15 protein-coding genes are annotated in these 13668 nt (G+C 50.1%); 3 read left to right on the plus strand and 12 right to left on the minus strand.

Annotation, left to right across the window (positions count from 1 at the left end; all coding sequences use genetic code 11):
• Positions 1-59 precede the first annotated feature (59 nt).
• The gene (locus V7P87_RS04960) at positions 60-962 is read left to right on the plus strand and encodes a LysR substrate-binding domain-containing protein (RefSeq protein WP_333796436.1); all 903 of its coding nucleotides are present in this window, start codon (positions 60-62) and stop codon (positions 960-962) included.
• 90 nt (positions 963-1052) lie between these two features.
• On the opposite strand, the gene queC is transcribed toward V7P87_RS04960, so the two are convergent.
• Positions 1053-1709: a 7-cyano-7-deazaguanine synthase QueC gene (gene queC / locus V7P87_RS04965; protein ID WP_333796437.1), complete on the minus strand. Its 657-nt coding sequence runs from the start codon at positions 1707-1709 to the stop codon at positions 1053-1055.
• Positions 1710-1795: 86 nt separating this feature from the next.
• Here queC and queE point away from each other — a divergent pair, with 86 nt between their 5' ends.
• A complete protein-coding gene (queE, locus tag V7P87_RS04970) occupies positions 1796-2461 on the plus strand; it encodes a 7-carboxy-7-deazaguanine synthase QueE (RefSeq protein ID WP_333796438.1) in 666 nt (221 codons plus the stop codon).
• Here queE and V7P87_RS04975 read toward each other — a convergent pair.
• A complete protein-coding gene (locus tag V7P87_RS04975) occupies positions 2458-3093 on the minus strand; it encodes an LON peptidase substrate-binding domain-containing protein (RefSeq protein ID WP_333796439.1) in 636 nt (211 codons plus the stop codon). The genes queE and V7P87_RS04975 overlap by 4 nt on opposite strands.
• Positions 3094-3253: 160 nt before the next feature.
• Here V7P87_RS04975 and V7P87_RS04980 point away from each other — a divergent pair, with 160 nt between their 5' ends.
• A complete protein-coding gene (locus tag V7P87_RS04980; protein WP_333796440.1) occupies positions 3254-4027 on the plus strand; it encodes a substrate-binding periplasmic protein in 774 nt (257 codons plus the stop codon).
• Between the two features lie 166 nt (positions 4028-4193).
• Here V7P87_RS04980 and V7P87_RS04985 read toward each other — a convergent pair whose 3' ends face one another.
• The 10 genes from V7P87_RS04985 to V7P87_RS05030 all read right to left on the minus strand — a co-directional run bounded on the left by V7P87_RS04985 (position 4194) and on the right by V7P87_RS05030 (position 13584).
• Entirely contained in the window at positions 4194-4622 is a 429-nt protein-coding gene (locus tag V7P87_RS04985) for a DUF2069 domain-containing protein (RefSeq protein WP_333796441.1), read from the minus strand.
• Positions 4619-5212: an NAD(P)H:quinone oxidoreductase gene (gene wrbA / locus V7P87_RS04990; RefSeq protein WP_333796442.1), complete on the minus strand. Its 594-nt coding sequence runs from the start codon at positions 5210-5212 to the stop codon at positions 4619-4621. The genes V7P87_RS04985 and wrbA overlap by 4 nt, the downstream gene beginning before the upstream one ends.
• Entirely contained in the window at positions 5212-5556 is a 345-nt protein-coding gene (arsC, locus tag V7P87_RS04995; protein ID WP_333796443.1) for an arsenate reductase (glutaredoxin), read from the minus strand. Before arsC ends, wrbA begins: the two co-directional genes overlap by 1 nt.
• Positions 5557-5566: 10 nt before the next feature.
• Entirely contained in the window at positions 5567-7021 is a 1455-nt protein-coding gene (locus V7P87_RS05000) for a M48 family metalloprotease (protein WP_333796444.1), read from the minus strand.
• Positions 7022-7386: 365 nt separating this feature from the next.
• The gene (locus tag V7P87_RS05005) at positions 7387-8202 is read right to left on the minus strand and encodes a transporter substrate-binding domain-containing protein (protein WP_333796445.1); all 816 of its coding nucleotides are present in this window, start codon (positions 8200-8202) and stop codon (positions 7387-7389) included.
• A gap of 143 nt (positions 8203-8345) precedes the next feature.
• The gene (locus V7P87_RS05010) at positions 8346-10439 is read right to left on the minus strand and encodes a TonB-dependent receptor family protein (protein WP_333796446.1); all 2094 of its coding nucleotides are present in this window, start codon (positions 10437-10439) and stop codon (positions 8346-8348) included.
• A 226-nt stretch (positions 10440-10665) separates the two neighbouring features.
• Positions 10666-11778 (minus strand): PQQ-dependent sugar dehydrogenase, encoded by a 1113-nt coding sequence (locus V7P87_RS05015; RefSeq protein ID WP_333796447.1) that lies wholly within the window; start codon positions 11776-11778, stop codon positions 10666-10668.
• A 3-nt stretch (positions 11779-11781) separates the two neighbouring features.
• Positions 11782-12399: a glutathione transferase GstA gene (gene gstA, locus V7P87_RS05020; protein WP_333796448.1), complete on the minus strand. Its 618-nt coding sequence runs from the start codon at positions 12397-12399 to the stop codon at positions 11782-11784.
• A gap of 36 nt (positions 12400-12435) precedes the next feature.
• A complete protein-coding gene (bcp, locus tag V7P87_RS05025; RefSeq protein WP_333796449.1) occupies positions 12436-12900 on the minus strand; it encodes a thioredoxin-dependent thiol peroxidase in 465 nt (154 codons plus the stop codon).
• A gap of 162 nt (positions 12901-13062) precedes the next feature.
• Positions 13063-13584, minus strand: a complete 522-nt coding sequence (locus V7P87_RS05030; RefSeq protein WP_333796450.1) for a glycine cleavage system protein R — start codon at positions 13582-13584, stop codon at positions 13063-13065.
• Between the last annotated feature and the right edge of the window lie 84 nt (positions 13585-13668).

The raw sequence follows: 13668 nt of genomic DNA on the forward strand, positions 1-13668 counted from the left end.
GGTTATGCTGTGGCGCCACAACTGAATAACGGCCCTCTGTTAGATGAGAAAAATTCATTATGATTGAGCTGAAACTACTGCGCACTTTACAGGCATTACAACAAACCGGCTCCTTACAGGGCGCAGCCAGCAGGCTTTTTGTCACCCAGTCGGCCTTGTCACATCAACTTAAAGATGCTGAGCAAATGCTGGGCGCCAGTTTGTTTGTACGTAAGTCACAACCAGTGCAATTTAGCGCTCAGGGCAAATTATTGCTCGATTTGGCCGCTACTGTATTACCGCAACTTGATGTGGCCTGGCAGCAGCTCAAAAGTGGTCAGTTACCGGCACAACAACTGCGTTTAACTGTGGAGTGTCATGCCTGTGTGCATTGGTTATTGCCGGCATTAAAAGCATTTCGCCAGCAATGGCCACAGCTGCAACTGAGCTTTGAAACCGACATTCAGCACCATGCGATAGAAGCCATGCTCAATGATGAGTTGGATCTGGTGTTAACCACAGACAGACGGCTGGAGCAGCACGTCAGTTATCTGCCGTTATTTGAGCTGGAGCTTTTTGCTTTTATTGCGCCTGAGCATCCGCTGGCAGGGGCTGAATTTGTAACAGCGGCAGATTTAGCGCCGGAAAAGTTGCTGGTTTATCCTATTCCGCCAGAGCGACAGGATTTATTCCGGCTGTTTTTACAAAAAACCGCGTTTCGCGGTGAGCTCAGACAAGTTTCGCAGGCCAGCCAGATGCTGCAGCTGGTGGCAGCAGGCGAGGGCATTGCGGTGCTGCCAGGCTGGCTGGCAGAGCCTTTTGTCAGCCAAGGACTGATTGTGGTTAAAAAGCTGGGCGAACAGGGTTTTAGCCGTCAGATGTATCTGGCTTATCAGCGCGAAAAACAAAGTGCGGCTTTAACGGCTTTTTATCAGCTGCTGCGCCGTTATTCACCCAATAGCCAACTACAGGCTATGGTTTAACGGCGCCTGTGCCGGTAATTAAAGGCACAGAGTTGCTGTGCCTGAGTATCCCAGATTGCAGGCGCTGTTTAAGGGGGGGCCGCTGTGGTGTTATTCGTAAGGGAGTGGGTCTGTCACCTGATTTAATGCAAAAGCTTCCAGCCGCTCCTGACAGGAGCCACATTTACCACAGGCTTTTTCACGGCCGTTATAACAGGTCCAGGTTTTACTGTAATCAAGACCCATGGCCAGGCCATCTTTGAGGATTTCAATTTTGGTCTGATGCAGATAAGGGCTGATAATATCCACCGGTTCGTAGTTGGCGATTTGGCAGACGTCATGCATTTTTTGCACAAATTCAGGCCGGCAGTCCGGATAAATAAAGTGATCACCCGAATGCGCGCCGTAATAGACCGCTTGCGCATCCAGCGATACCGCATAGCCCACCGCCAGACTTAATAAAATCATATTGCGGTTAGGCACTACAGTTGATTTCATATTGTCGGCGGCGTAATGGCCTTCAGGTACTTCAATATCGTCGGTTAAAGACGAACCACCAATTAACTGATTAATTGCTGATATATCAACAATTTTGTGATGAATGCCAAGCTCCTGGCAAACATTTTGTGCACAAATCAGCTCTTTGACATGGCGCTGACCATAGTTAAAGGACAGGGCATACACTTGATGGCCGGCACGAATGGCATTGTGCAGCACGGTAAAGGAATCCATGCCACCGGAATAAATCACAACAACTTTTTGCGGCATTCTTGCAGCTCCCGTTATAATGGTCAGCAATTTGGGGCGCGCATTGTACTGCATAATCGCCAAGGGCTAAAGGAAATCAACTCAGCGTGTATAAAGTTAACGAAATTTTTGAAACTATTCAGGGTGAAGGCAATTACACCGGTACACCGTCCATTTTTCTGCGGTTGCAGGGTTGTCCTGTTGGTTGCTCCTGGTGTGATACCAAACATACCTGGGACATCCATCCTGATTTGTTAATACAGCTGGGCGATACCACGCAAAAAAAAGCCGATTCTGATCATTGGGCAAATACCGACGCAAAGGGCATTTGTGAGCTGTTTCGTGAGCGCGGTTACCGTGCACGCCATGTGGTGATCACAGGCGGCGAGCCTTGTATGTATGACTTAAACCCGCTTTGTGAACTGTTACATCAGCAGGGTTTTAGCACTCAGATTGAAACTTCGGGCACTTTTGAAATTCTGGCGCCTGACACCACCTGGGTCACAGTGTCACCCAAGGTGAATATGAAAGGGGGTTATCCGGTGTTAACCAGCTGCCTGGAGCGTGCCAACGAAATTAAACATCCGGTGGCGATGGAAAAACATGTGGAAGAGCTCAAAGAGCTGCTGCAGAGCATCAATACCTCAGGCAAATATATTTACCTGCAGCCTATCAGTCAAAAAGCCAAGGCCACTAAACTGGCTATTGAAGCCTGTATGGCCAATAACTGGCGGTTAAGCGTGCAGGTCCATAAATACCTGGGTATTAATTAAGCGCCTTTGTTGCTGCTGGTGTGATGGTCAGCGCCAGGTTGCAGCCATTGGTGTAATGCTTCCAGCGTCGGGCTGGCATCAGCTGCGGCCATCAGCTGATACTTGAGCGGTGGTTGCATATTTAAAATTTCCAGCCAGCGCTGAGCCAGCCAGTTGCTGCAATGCCAGGCCGGCTCAGGATACAAAGCATCCAGCTGGGGGTTCTGCCGGAACACGGTCTGAAGTTCGGCCGCAATTAATGCATCCCTTTGCTGGAAAGGCAACTCAGGCCAAGCTGGCAAAGGGCTGACTTTGGCGACATGCAGGCCGTCAGGCTCCTGAAAACGCTGATGAATAAGTACCCGTTCAGTACCTGCGATAGTGATGCCCAATAAACCATCGTCCAGCTGTTGAAAGTCTGTCACCTGCACCAGGGTGGCAACTTTAAAGATCCGATCCGGATGTTGCTGGGCCACATAAGGGTTTAATAAAGCACTGGCAAAGGGCCTTTTGCCGGCACAGGCTTCTTTAACCAACCGGATATATCTGGGTTCAAATACCCGAAGTTGCATTTGCCCTTGCGGCAACACCACCTGACTTAACGGAAATAAGGCTATTTCAGACCACATTTTCAGACCACGTTGATTGTGCACTTTTTCATTGCTGTAACTGTTTACGTGGCAGCTTGCATTTCGGATTGAAAACTACTGTCAGATAAGGCGATTTTTGCTATGGTTAACCACAGGTTTGGCTTTTGCAACAGCCGCCGCTGTGGGCTCTGTTGTGATGGTCTGTAGTCAGAGGTATATGCAGTTGATAAAAGCAATCCGGGTTAAAACAGCGCTGCTGTGCGTTGCTGCATTCGCACTCTATCCACTGGTGCAGGCCAATGAAATTAAGGCTGTGGTCAGTGATACCAACCCAGTGCCTTACGCCATGTTTTCGCAGGATGGAAAACTCAGTGGTGGCATCAGCAAACAACTGATTGACGAAGTTGGCAAAATAACCTCTTTGCCAGTGCTGTATCTACCCTTAACCCGTGCCAGAGTGGAGCAATGGATAGCGTCGGGCAAAGCCGATCTGGGTTGTTTTCTCAGTCCGGATTGGGTGAGTAAACCAAAAGATCTGGAGTGGGTCGGGCCTTTATTTTATTCGGCGCAATATATAGTGCGGCGTAGCGACAGCAAACCCAACCGGCAACTGAGCGACTTATTTCACAAAAGAGTGGGAACCATCCGCGGTTTTGTGTATCCCGAGCTGGAGCAGGCTTTTGCCGAAGAGTTGTTAGTGCGGGATGACGCCCATTCGCTGGAAAGTAATTTAACCCGGCTGGCGCAGGGTCGGCTGGATGCGGTGATGACTGTCGATTTATCTTATGGTTATGTGATGGCGCGACAGCAGTTTGGCGTGAGCCTGAGTTACGATCCACTCTGGACCAAAGCTCCGGCTCTTTATTGTGCGCTCAGCCCAAAATCAAGCCATCTGGCGGCTATCAAACAAGCTTTTGATAAACTGCAACAGCAGCAGTTTATTGAAAATATTATCCGGCCTTATTTACCGGCAAACACACCAATAGACGCATCGTGAAACGAAAAAAGGCAGATATTGCAGAACAATGCGGCCTTATCTGTCAAATAAAACCGCCAATAAAAATCAATTCACACTGCTTTAAGCAGAATATCAGGCCAGCATTCTACTGCAATGGCAGAGCACAATATTGATGCTGTCGTTGGCAAAGGACTGCACAGGCTGATTATTGTCGCACTGGATCGTCTTTTAGTTTTGGGATCTTCAGCCCCAGCTCCTGGCCACGATATTTGGCATAATAAGTACAGCCGGCAAACATCAGGCAAGCCGCCGCAAGTTCAGCCAGGGCCAGATAAAAAGTGGTGCCACTGCTGATCCACAGATGAGTCAGACTATGCACAAAATAAATCATCACAATAAAATTGGCCCAGGCGAAGGTATAAGCCTTACCTCGTAAAATACCCAAGATGGGTAACCATAGGGGCCCCCACAGCAGTGCTAACAGCACTCTGCTACTGCCAAGTTCTGGCGGATCTAGCCATAACACCCAGGCGGGCATCAACAAAAATAATGCTAAAAAACCCACTTGGCCTAACCGCAAATAACGGAGGGTGCGGGTAGCAAGCGGAATGTGAGACGCAATTAACCAGGTCATTGTAATTTTCCGGCAACTAGAGCTAAACGTTTACCAAACTGAACAGCCATCTGCTGTTCGTGGGCTGTGAGGGCAGAGCTGTGCTCTGGGCCTGTTACATGACTGGGGCCGTAAGGCGTACCGCCGCTTTGGGTCTGATGTAATGCAGGTTGATCATAAGGCGTGCCGAGCAGCACCATGCCATGGTGTAACAGCGGCAGCATCATACCCAGTAAGGTGGCTTCATTACCACCATGCATTGATGAAGAAGAGGTAAAAACACCGGCGGGTTTGTCGATCAGTGTGCCTTTTAACCAAAAAGCGCTGGTGTTGTCCCAAAACGCTTTCATTTCGGCGCTCATCAGGCCAAACCGCACCGGACTACCTATGGCCAGCGCATCCGCCTGTGCCAATTCTTCTGGGCTGACCACAGGATGGTGCGCTAAATGCGGCGCAGGCGCAGCACCTTCCATTGCCGTAAAATGCAGCGCCGGCACAGTACGAAGTAGCGCTGTAGCGCCGGTTGCTTCTATACCAACGGCAATTTTTTCTGCCAAAGCTGCCACAGAGCCATGGCGGGAGTGATAAAGCACCAACACAGTCACCGGCATTAAAATAATTCCAGTAAGCGGCTGGCGGGGCGGGCGATCACCGCTTTATTGCCATGCACCACTACAGGGCGTTCAATTAGTTTTGGCTGGCGCAGCATTGCCTGAATAATGATATCGTCTGATAAAGACTCGTTATCCAGACCCATGCTTTTGTATTCGTCTTCTTTATTTCTCAGCAGCTCACGTGGGGACAATTGCAGCTGTTTTAATAAAGTACGCAGTGCACTTTCGTCCAGCGGTTCATTCAGGTAGTTGACCACCTGAAATGGGCGGCCCAGCTGTTCCAGCAGTGACAAGACTTCGCGGCTTTTGGAGCAGCGGTTGTTATGATAAATGGTCAGCATGGGCGCGTCCTCAGTTTAGTTTTTTCAGTCGGCTAAATTCTGTCTGCAAGGCTTTTTTCTTGGCTTCAAGCCGGCGGTTTTCCAGTTGTTCTTCCGTCCCCAGCTCATTGAGCGCCATATTAATATCGTCGATGGCTTTTTGATAATTGGCCATCTGGTAATACAGATCGGAGCGGGCTTCGTAATACCGCGCCATATCACCCAAACCTTTGTAAGCCTGGGTTAGCATGTCGTACGCCAGGAAATTGTCGTTTTTGTAATACAACAGGTTTTTTAACAGATGTAGTGCCAGGCGGTGTGAATTGCCCTGCATAGCCGCATTAGCGTAATTGAGGGTGATCACCTGATTATTGGGTCTTAGCAGATATTGTTGTTCCAGCATTTCCAGCGCCTGTTTGACCCTGTTGGTACTCAGATAAACATCGGTCATGGCGTCCAAATAAAACAGGTTTTTATCGTCGCTGGCTCTGAGTTTGCTCAGCAGCTGTTCGGCACCCTGATAATCTTTGCTATCGAACAAAGCCAATGCCAAACCATACTGATTGGCTTTGGTATTGCCCCCAGGTTGTGCCAGTTTTTTCTGAAAATGGGCAATAGCTGCGGCGTTGTCCAGTTGGTATCTGGCCCAGATCCTTGCTCTGATATGGGCAAAGTCGGCACTGTCGGGGACAAATTTCTGCTCAAACTGCTGTGCTCTGACTCTGGAGTCGCTGATCCGAGCTCTGGATAAAGGGTGGGTATATAAAAACGCCAGCTGGGTGTTGGCAAACCGGGTTTTTTCACTGAGTTTATTAAAAAACTCCGGCATGGCATAAGGGTCAAAACCTGCACTTGCCAACAGCTGAATACCAATACGATCGGCTTCCTGTTCATTACTGCGGGTAAAGTTGATAGCTGATTGTTGTGCCACCCCCTGTGACGCCATTAAACCTGCCATACCGGCTTCCGGATTCACTGCCGCCAGTAAAATTGAACCCAGTATAGAGGCCATAGTCAGCGGCGCTGACTGCGAGCGTGCTTCAACAGAACGTGCAATATGACGTTGTGTCACGTGCACAATTTCGTGAGACATGACAGAAGCAAATTCACTTTCGGTTTCCGCCACGGCCAGGGTGCCGGTATTGGCCACTATATGGCCACCTAAAGTCGCAAAGGCGTTAATGTCCGGGTCGTTAACCCAGTAGAAATGAAACGGAAAACGTACACCTTCGGCTTTGGCAATCAGACTCTGCCCAAGGTTATTCAGGTATTCATCCAATAAGGGATCGTTGACAATCGGCAATCTGGCACGGGTTTGGCGCATCATCACATCGCCAATTTGTTTTTCTTTTTCCGGTGTTAAAGTTGAAAATGCGTTGCTGCCAAGATCAGGCAGCTGATTGTTATTGGCCAGGGCCGGAAAAGTTAACAGGGCTGACAGGCCCAGAGCCTTCAGCCAGTTGCAGTTTACAAGCATAAACTTCATTAATACTCTGCTCTGATCGTACGGCTTTTTCAGCCATTTTTACTGCATCTGTATCCGGATATGCGATCTGTTGCTGCATCTACAACCGGATGGATACGCCATTTACCTTGCCCGTTACAGTTGGGTTTGCGACTTCAAACTGAAGTTGCGCACAACTCAAGGTTTTGTGGTCAGTCTCGGATAGACCATGGCAGGCTAAATGTTGCCTTGGATCTGGCCTGAATATCAAGCACAACCTTGTTATTGCCACTTAACTGCCGCAAGTTACAGCATCCATTTTGTGCGGCAAGGTGTTTTCTTTGGCAGGGTTGTGGCTGCGAAGTTCCATTGAAGGAACAGAGATCAGCAAAAAACAATTTGATTGTTCAAGGGTGATTCAGGCCGTATTTCACCCAGAGTTTATCCAGTAAGCCTTGTTTGGCCTGTAATTGCAGCTCAGCTTCGAGCTGCTCGGCTATGGCAAAATGCGGCGATAATCTGGAAAAGGCCAGGTAACCGTCAATATTCTGTTGTTGAAAATAAGGCTGACGTTTGAGATCAGTCAATTGCAAGCCAGCGTCATGAAAGGAGCCCAAAGCGGTTTTTTCGACGGTAATGGCATAATCCACCCGTCCCATCGCCACCATGTGCAGTGCCACACTTTCAGAGGGGACTTTTACCCTGGAAAAAATCTGGCTGTTATCAAAATCAGGGAAATACACAGCGTCACGCATCACAGCCACAGTACGACCTTTTAAATCAGCAAGTTGCGTCAGCGGAGATGGTGCTTGTGGCCGACCGTAAAACACAAATGCTGAGTGAAACTGCATCATCGGCGGAGATAAAAAATATAAAAACTTTTGCCGCTGCGGGTTGTTGATTAAACCTGCCACTATGTCCAGTTCGCCCTGTGCTGCCATTTTCAGGCAACGCGGAAAAGGACAGGGTACCACTTCAAGCCGGTAACCCAGGGCTGCCGCCACCGGTGTTAAAATATCCAGCGATAAACCGCTTGGCTTTATAACATCTTCAGTGTGGTAATAAGGCGGGGAGTGGTACATGCCAAGTTTCAACACCCGCTGATCAGTGGGCTGCAACGGTGTGCTGCGGTTTGCTGCATAAGCGGGTGCCATCACGCTACAAAAAGCGCACAGAAACAACAAAACAGCGTACAACAAAAACAAACTTTGTCTGAACTGCATTACAAAGCTCCGGCCAGAAGCTGCCCTTGCTGCTGTCTGCTTAGCATCTGACGGATTTGGCTTTCACAGCCATCAGTGCATAGCGACAACAACAGGCGGCACCACAACATCTGTCCTAGTATAACGGGTACAGCTAATCTAACCTAGTTTAATAGCAGTTGTACCCGAAAACCAAGCTGAAATTGTCTTGGCGTGCCAGGTTCATAACTACGACCATTGGCCTGATTGACCACTACAGCGCCGGCATAATCCTGGTTGGTCAGGTTATCAATGGCCAGCCACCAGCTCCAGTTGCTGTTTAGCCACTCGGTTTGCCAGCTGCTTTTGAGATCCATAAGTGTGGCACTGTCAGCCGCCATACTGTTGTTGTCATCAATCCAGAGTTTACCGCGGTAACTGAGTTGACTACTGAGCTGCCAGAAGGAGCTGGCAAAAGGGGCATAATTCAGGCCAAGCTGATGTTGTACCCGGGCTACACCGGGCAAATGATTGCCTGCGCTGCTGTCGGCTTTGAAACTGGCATCAAGCAGGGTGCTGCTCCATCGCAGTTCAAGCTTTTCACTAAAGTTATGTAACAGCCAGATTTCCGCCCCCGTTCTTTGGGTTTTTGCGGCATTGCGGTAACTGGTGCGCCCACCCAGCGATTGTGCTACCACCAGCTCGTCACGACTTTGAATATAAAACCAGTCGATTGAGGCCTGAGTGTGTTGCTGTAGCCATTTCAGTCCCAGATCCAGCTGGCGGTTATGCGCCGGTTTTAACGCCAGATTTAAACCACTGCCATTGGGCTGATAAGCCATCTCGGTCAGGGTTGGTGTTTCAAAACCCCGGCCGCTACTGAAGTAAAAATGCAGCTGCTCAGTTAATGGATAAGATGCACCCAACGCAAAAGCCGCCAGTTGCTCGCTACTTTGGCCGCCATCGTCCGGGTTGCCAGGTCTGATAAAATAATCTTCGACTTTAAACTTGATGCGGCTGAGCCTCGCGCCAAGATGCAGTGCCCATAACAAGTCGGTCTGGTATTCACTTTGCCAGGCAATTTCGCTGTTTTGCACCTGACCACTTTCGTCGCGGCGTAAATCTCCGGCAACACCCCGCAGATTCACATAACCCTGGCGCTGGTCGGTATTCTCTTCCAGCTGGGCAACAAATTGATGTTGCCAGTTATTCCATTGCAGCAGCTGCTGGGCCTTGAGGCCACGATAGTGCCGGGTCAGCGCCACCACACCACCAGCCGCAGTTGGGCCATCACCGCTAAAGGCTAGAAACTGGGTGATATCCCGCTCGCCCTGCCAGGCCGACACTTGCCAGTTGTCATCATCCGGGCTGAGCGTCATGCTGAGCTGACGCTGTGCGCTGCTTTTTCGGCTGTTAAATAAAGTGGCCACAGAGGCCGTTTGGCCTGAGTCGCGGTCGAACTCGGCTTTGGTCAGGCCAAGCGGGTCCTCGAGCAGTGGATCGTCGCTCCAGTCGTAACGCCAGTTCAGCACCAGGCTGTCAAACTGATAATTGCTGCGAAGGGCGGCCTGACGTTTTTCGGCGCTGTTGTGCGCGCGATAGCCGTCGTGATCCAGGCTTTTCAGATAAAGTTCAGTCTGACCATCACCGGCCTGCAGGCTGTGCTGGCGGTAATCACTGCTTTGTTGGCTCTGCAATGAAGCTCCGTCCATTGCTGCTTTGCTCTGCAGTGTTAACACCCCCCCGGCGGCGTTGCCATACAGCGCCGCAAAAGGGCCACGCAACACTTCAACAGCGCTTAGTTGCTCAAAGGGAATACTGGACGGTTGGCTTTGACCATCGCTGGTTGACCAGGGGATGCCGTCAAACATCACTTCAATACCGCGTACACCAAAACTGCTGCGACTGCCAAAACCGCGCAGACTAATGCGGCTGTCCTGCGCAAAGTTGGCGCGCTGATCGGCTTGCAGCCCCGGCATTTGTTTGAGTAAAGCGGCAATATCCAGCGCCGGACTGGCGTTCAGCTCAAGCCGGCTCACTGCAGCGACCGAACTTAACCATGGCTTGGGCTGTTGCTGCACACTGACTACCAGCCGTTCCAATTGCTCCTCTTCGCTTGCGGTTGGGGTTTTGTCAGCGCTGGCAGGCGCTTGCTGCTGAGCATTGAGCGCGAAACTGCAACTTAGCGCGAGCACAGGCAACAACGCGAGCAAAGTAGGGCAGCGCTTGGTGCCAGGAAACAAAGCTCTGGATAACGGGGTTTGGCGGGCAAGGTACATCAGATCCGTCCTCAGTCAGGTATTTTTATGATGTTTCAGGCCAGAAGTCTGGGGTTGTATTTGTGATGGCTGGATGGCGGCGCCCTTGGTTGGCCTGATTTTCAGGCGGCCTTTTTAGCAAAGCAGGGTTGTTGCCATCTGCCAGAACCACTTTCCCTCTGGTTTTCAGCTCAGCTTTACATGAAAAAGCCGGTGCAAACACCGGCTTTTTTAAAGCAGCGTGCTGTTATGGCTGAGGTGTCAGCCGTAAAATGGCGCCGTTATCTTCATCCGTTAATAAATACACACTGCCATCCGGGGCAACTTCCACATCACGCACCCTGCTGCCAATGCGGATACGCTCTTCGTGTACCACTTTGTCGTTTTTAACTTCAAGCCGCACCAACTGGCCAAACTTTAACGAACCTACCAACAGGTTTTGTTGCCACTTGCTAAACATCGGCTGGTGATAAAAGGTCATGCCGCTTGGTGCAATGGACGGCACCCAATAATGCAGTGGCTGCTCCAGGCCATCGGCTTTGGTTTTACCAATCACACCACCGCCATATTCTTCGCCATAGGTGATCAGCGGCCAGCCATAGTTTTTAGCAGCCTGGGTGATATTAATTTCGTCGCCACCCTGTGGGCCATGTTCATGGGTCCAGAGCCGGCCCTGGTTGTCTAAAGTGGCGCCCTGAATGTTACGGTGGCCGTTTGACCAGACTTCAGCTTTGGCATTTTTATCGGCCAAAAACGGATTGCCAGGCGCGGCGCTGCCATCCGGCATCACCCGCACCACTTTGCCGATATGAGTGGACAGCGGTTGCACGTCTTCACGGCGGCTGCCTCTGTCACCTAAAGTGATAAAAAGTGCACCACTGCTGTCCTGTACCAGCCGGCCACCAAAGTGATATTTACTGTTAAATTTAGGTTGCTGGCTAAACAGCACTTTGCTGTTGGTCAGGCTGTTGCCCACCAGTTTGGCACTGAGCACTGCTGTGCTATTGGTGTCATCTTTACCTGGTTCAGAAAAACTTAAATACAGTGTCTGGTTGCTGGCAAAATTTTTATCCAGCATCACATCCAGTAAACCACCCTGACCACCCACTGCCAGTGCCGGCAAACCTGTGACAGGCTCGCCTAATTTACCCTCTGATACTATCCGAAGTTTGCCATCACGTTCTGTCACTAAGATGCGGCCGTCCGGTAAAAACGCCATGCCCCAGGGGTGGGATAAACCTTCAGCCACAGTTTCAATTTTCAGCTTGTGCTGCTCTGTTGCTAAAAATGCCGGTTCAGCGGCAACAGCGGCCGTTGTGCTCAGTAACAGAGCCCAAGGTAAAGTTTGAGTTATTTTCATTGGTTATTCTCCATGCCTTAACAGGCCTTCTTCCTGCAGTGCCTGACGCACCGCCGGACGTTTGGCAATCCGCTCCAGATACGCCTGAAGTTGCGGGTAAGGGGTTAAATCAAATTTGACCAGCCGCGCCCAGAGCGACACGTTAAACAAATAGGCATCGGCCAGAGTAAATTGCTCACCGGTCAGAAACTGCGGCTGCACCAGTGTCTGTTCCAGTTGGCCAAACCGCAGTTGCAGTTTTTGCACAGCCGCTTGTTTGGTGGGCTCGGCCGCTGTGGGGTCAAATAAAGGTGAAAAGTTTTTGTGCAGCTCAGTGGCAATAAAGTTCAACAAACTTTGCTGTTTGTAACGGGCAAAACTGCCGTTGGCCGGTGCCAGGTTGCTGGCAGGAGATTGATCGGCAATGTATTGCAAAATAGCCGGGCATTCGGTCAACACTTCGCCATTTTTTAACTGCAGCGCCGGTACATAACCCAGCGGGTTGATCTGGGTAAAACTGCTACCATCGGGCAACAGTTTGCTTTTTAAATCCACTTTAACGGGTGTGAATTTTAAACCGGCTTCAAACAGACAAATGTGAACGGCCAGTGAGCTGGCCCCCGGGGCATAATACAATTTCATCGGATAAAGCTCCTGACAGTTCGGTGGTTAACCGGGTTATGGCAGAGACTTTAGCACCACTTCATGATGATTGCTGGTTTTAAAGTCCTGATAAACCTGCACAATAACGCCATCTTGCCCAATTAAAAAACTGGTGCGATGAATACCATCGTACACTTTACCCATAAACTTTTTTTCGCCCCATACACCAAAAGCTGCGGCAGTCTGATGTTCCGGATCAGACAGCAGAGTAAAATTCAGCGCATCACGCTGGGTAAATTTGGCCAGGCTTTTCACCGGATCTGTGCTGATGCCAACAATCTGCACTCCTTTGGCGGCAAAGTCAGCCTGATGGTCGCGCAGGTTACAGGCCTGCACAGTGCAGCCTGGCGTCATGGCTTTAGGGTAAAAATAAACCAGCACTGCGCCGGATTTTAATAAGTCAGACAGCACCACAGTGTTGCCATGTTGATCCAGCAGTGAAAATTCAGGGGCCTTTTGGCCTGCAGTCAGCATATTCATCATGATTCCTTTTTATCAAAACCGTTTTATAAAAAAACCGGCGCAAAACAAGGTTGTGGCCGGTTTTTACTGGATTGAACCAGTGTGTCGGGGCGCTGCACAGCCATGACGCAGGGGGAGCGTATAGTGCCGGCATCGCCTGGTTATCAGTTAACTCTGCAATTAACTCTGCAATTCAAAACTACCTGTTAACGACATTTGTGCAAGCTTCTCCAGCACCAGACTGCGCACAGTGGCCGCATCAATAGAAGCCGGCAACTGCACTGTCATCTGGGTGTGGGTGTGAGCCACCCCATCCAGCTGATGGGTTTCAGAGCGTAAAGCGCCAATATAAATCTGATGGTCAGCCAACAAACTGGAAATAGCCCCCAGTGTGCCCACTTTATCCGGCCCTGTGTAACAAAGCAGGTAAGGGGCCGACAACGGTGGCGGCTTGTGGGCAGATGTACGTTTGGTCATGGTCAGCAGATCAAGTTCAACACCGGAACTTGGCAGCAGATATTCAATTTTGCTGATGGCTGCCGCATCGCCGGACAACAACATAATAAAAGTAAATTCATTGCCAAAAATCGCCATTCTGCTGTCGACGATATTACAGTTGCAGTCACTGACCAGCCGGGACAGTTGACTGACGATACCGGTACGGTCGGCGCCTATTGCAGTCACCACCAGTTGTTGAGCCATCTTTACAAGCGACCTTGAACAGAAAAGGGGCGCCGAGTTTAGCACAGTTCGCCGAAAATTCATCAGCATAGTCAGCTGTTGCTT

This window comes from Rheinheimera sp., from assembly GCF_036782235.1.
In the GTDB taxonomy this organism is placed as follows: Bacteria; Pseudomonadota; Gammaproteobacteria; order Enterobacterales; family Alteromonadaceae; genus Pararheinheimera.

Bases quoted from the DNA above. Each gene is read 5' to 3' on its own strand.
- V7P87_RS04960 (WP_333796436.1), top strand. From the start codon at position 60: ATGATTGAGCTGAAACTACTGCGCACTTTACAGGCATTACAACAAACC.
- queC (WP_333796437.1), bottom strand. From the start codon at position 1,709: ATGCCGCAAAAAGTTGTTGTGATTTATTCCGGTGGCATGGATTCCTTT.
- V7P87_RS04985 (WP_333796441.1), bottom strand. From the start codon at position 4,622: ATGACCTGGTTAATTGCGTCTCACATTCCGCTTGCTACCCGCACCCTC.
- wrbA (WP_333796442.1), bottom strand. From the start codon at position 5,212: ATGCCGGTGACTGTGTTGGTGCTTTATCACTCCCGCCATGGCTCTGTG.
- arsC (WP_333796443.1), bottom strand. From the start codon at position 5,556: ATGCTGACCATTTATCATAACAACCGCTGCTCCAAAAGCCGCGAAGTC.
- V7P87_RS05000 (WP_333796444.1), bottom strand. From the start codon at position 7,021: ATGAAGTTTATGCTTGTAAACTGCAACTGGCTGAAGGCTCTGGGCCTG.
- V7P87_RS05005 (WP_333796445.1), bottom strand. From the start codon at position 8,202: ATGCAGTTCAGACAAAGTTTGTTTTTGTTGTACGCTGTTTTGTTGTTT.
- V7P87_RS05010 (WP_333796446.1), bottom strand. From the start codon at position 10,439: ATGTACCTTGCCCGCCAAACCCCGTTATCCAGAGCTTTGTTTCCTGGC.
- V7P87_RS05015 (WP_333796447.1), bottom strand. From the start codon at position 11,778: ATGAAAATAACTCAAACTTTACCTTGGGCTCTGTTACTGAGCACAACG.
- gstA (WP_333796448.1), bottom strand. From the start codon at position 12,399: ATGAAATTGTATTATGCCCCGGGGGCCAGCTCACTGGCCGTTCACATT.
- bcp (WP_333796449.1), bottom strand. From the start codon at position 12,900: ATGAATATGCTGACTGCAGGCCAAAAGGCCCCTGAATTTTCACTGCTG.
- V7P87_RS05030 (WP_333796450.1), bottom strand. From the start codon at position 13,584: ATGGCTCAACAACTGGTGGTGACTGCAATAGGCGCCGACCGTACCGGT.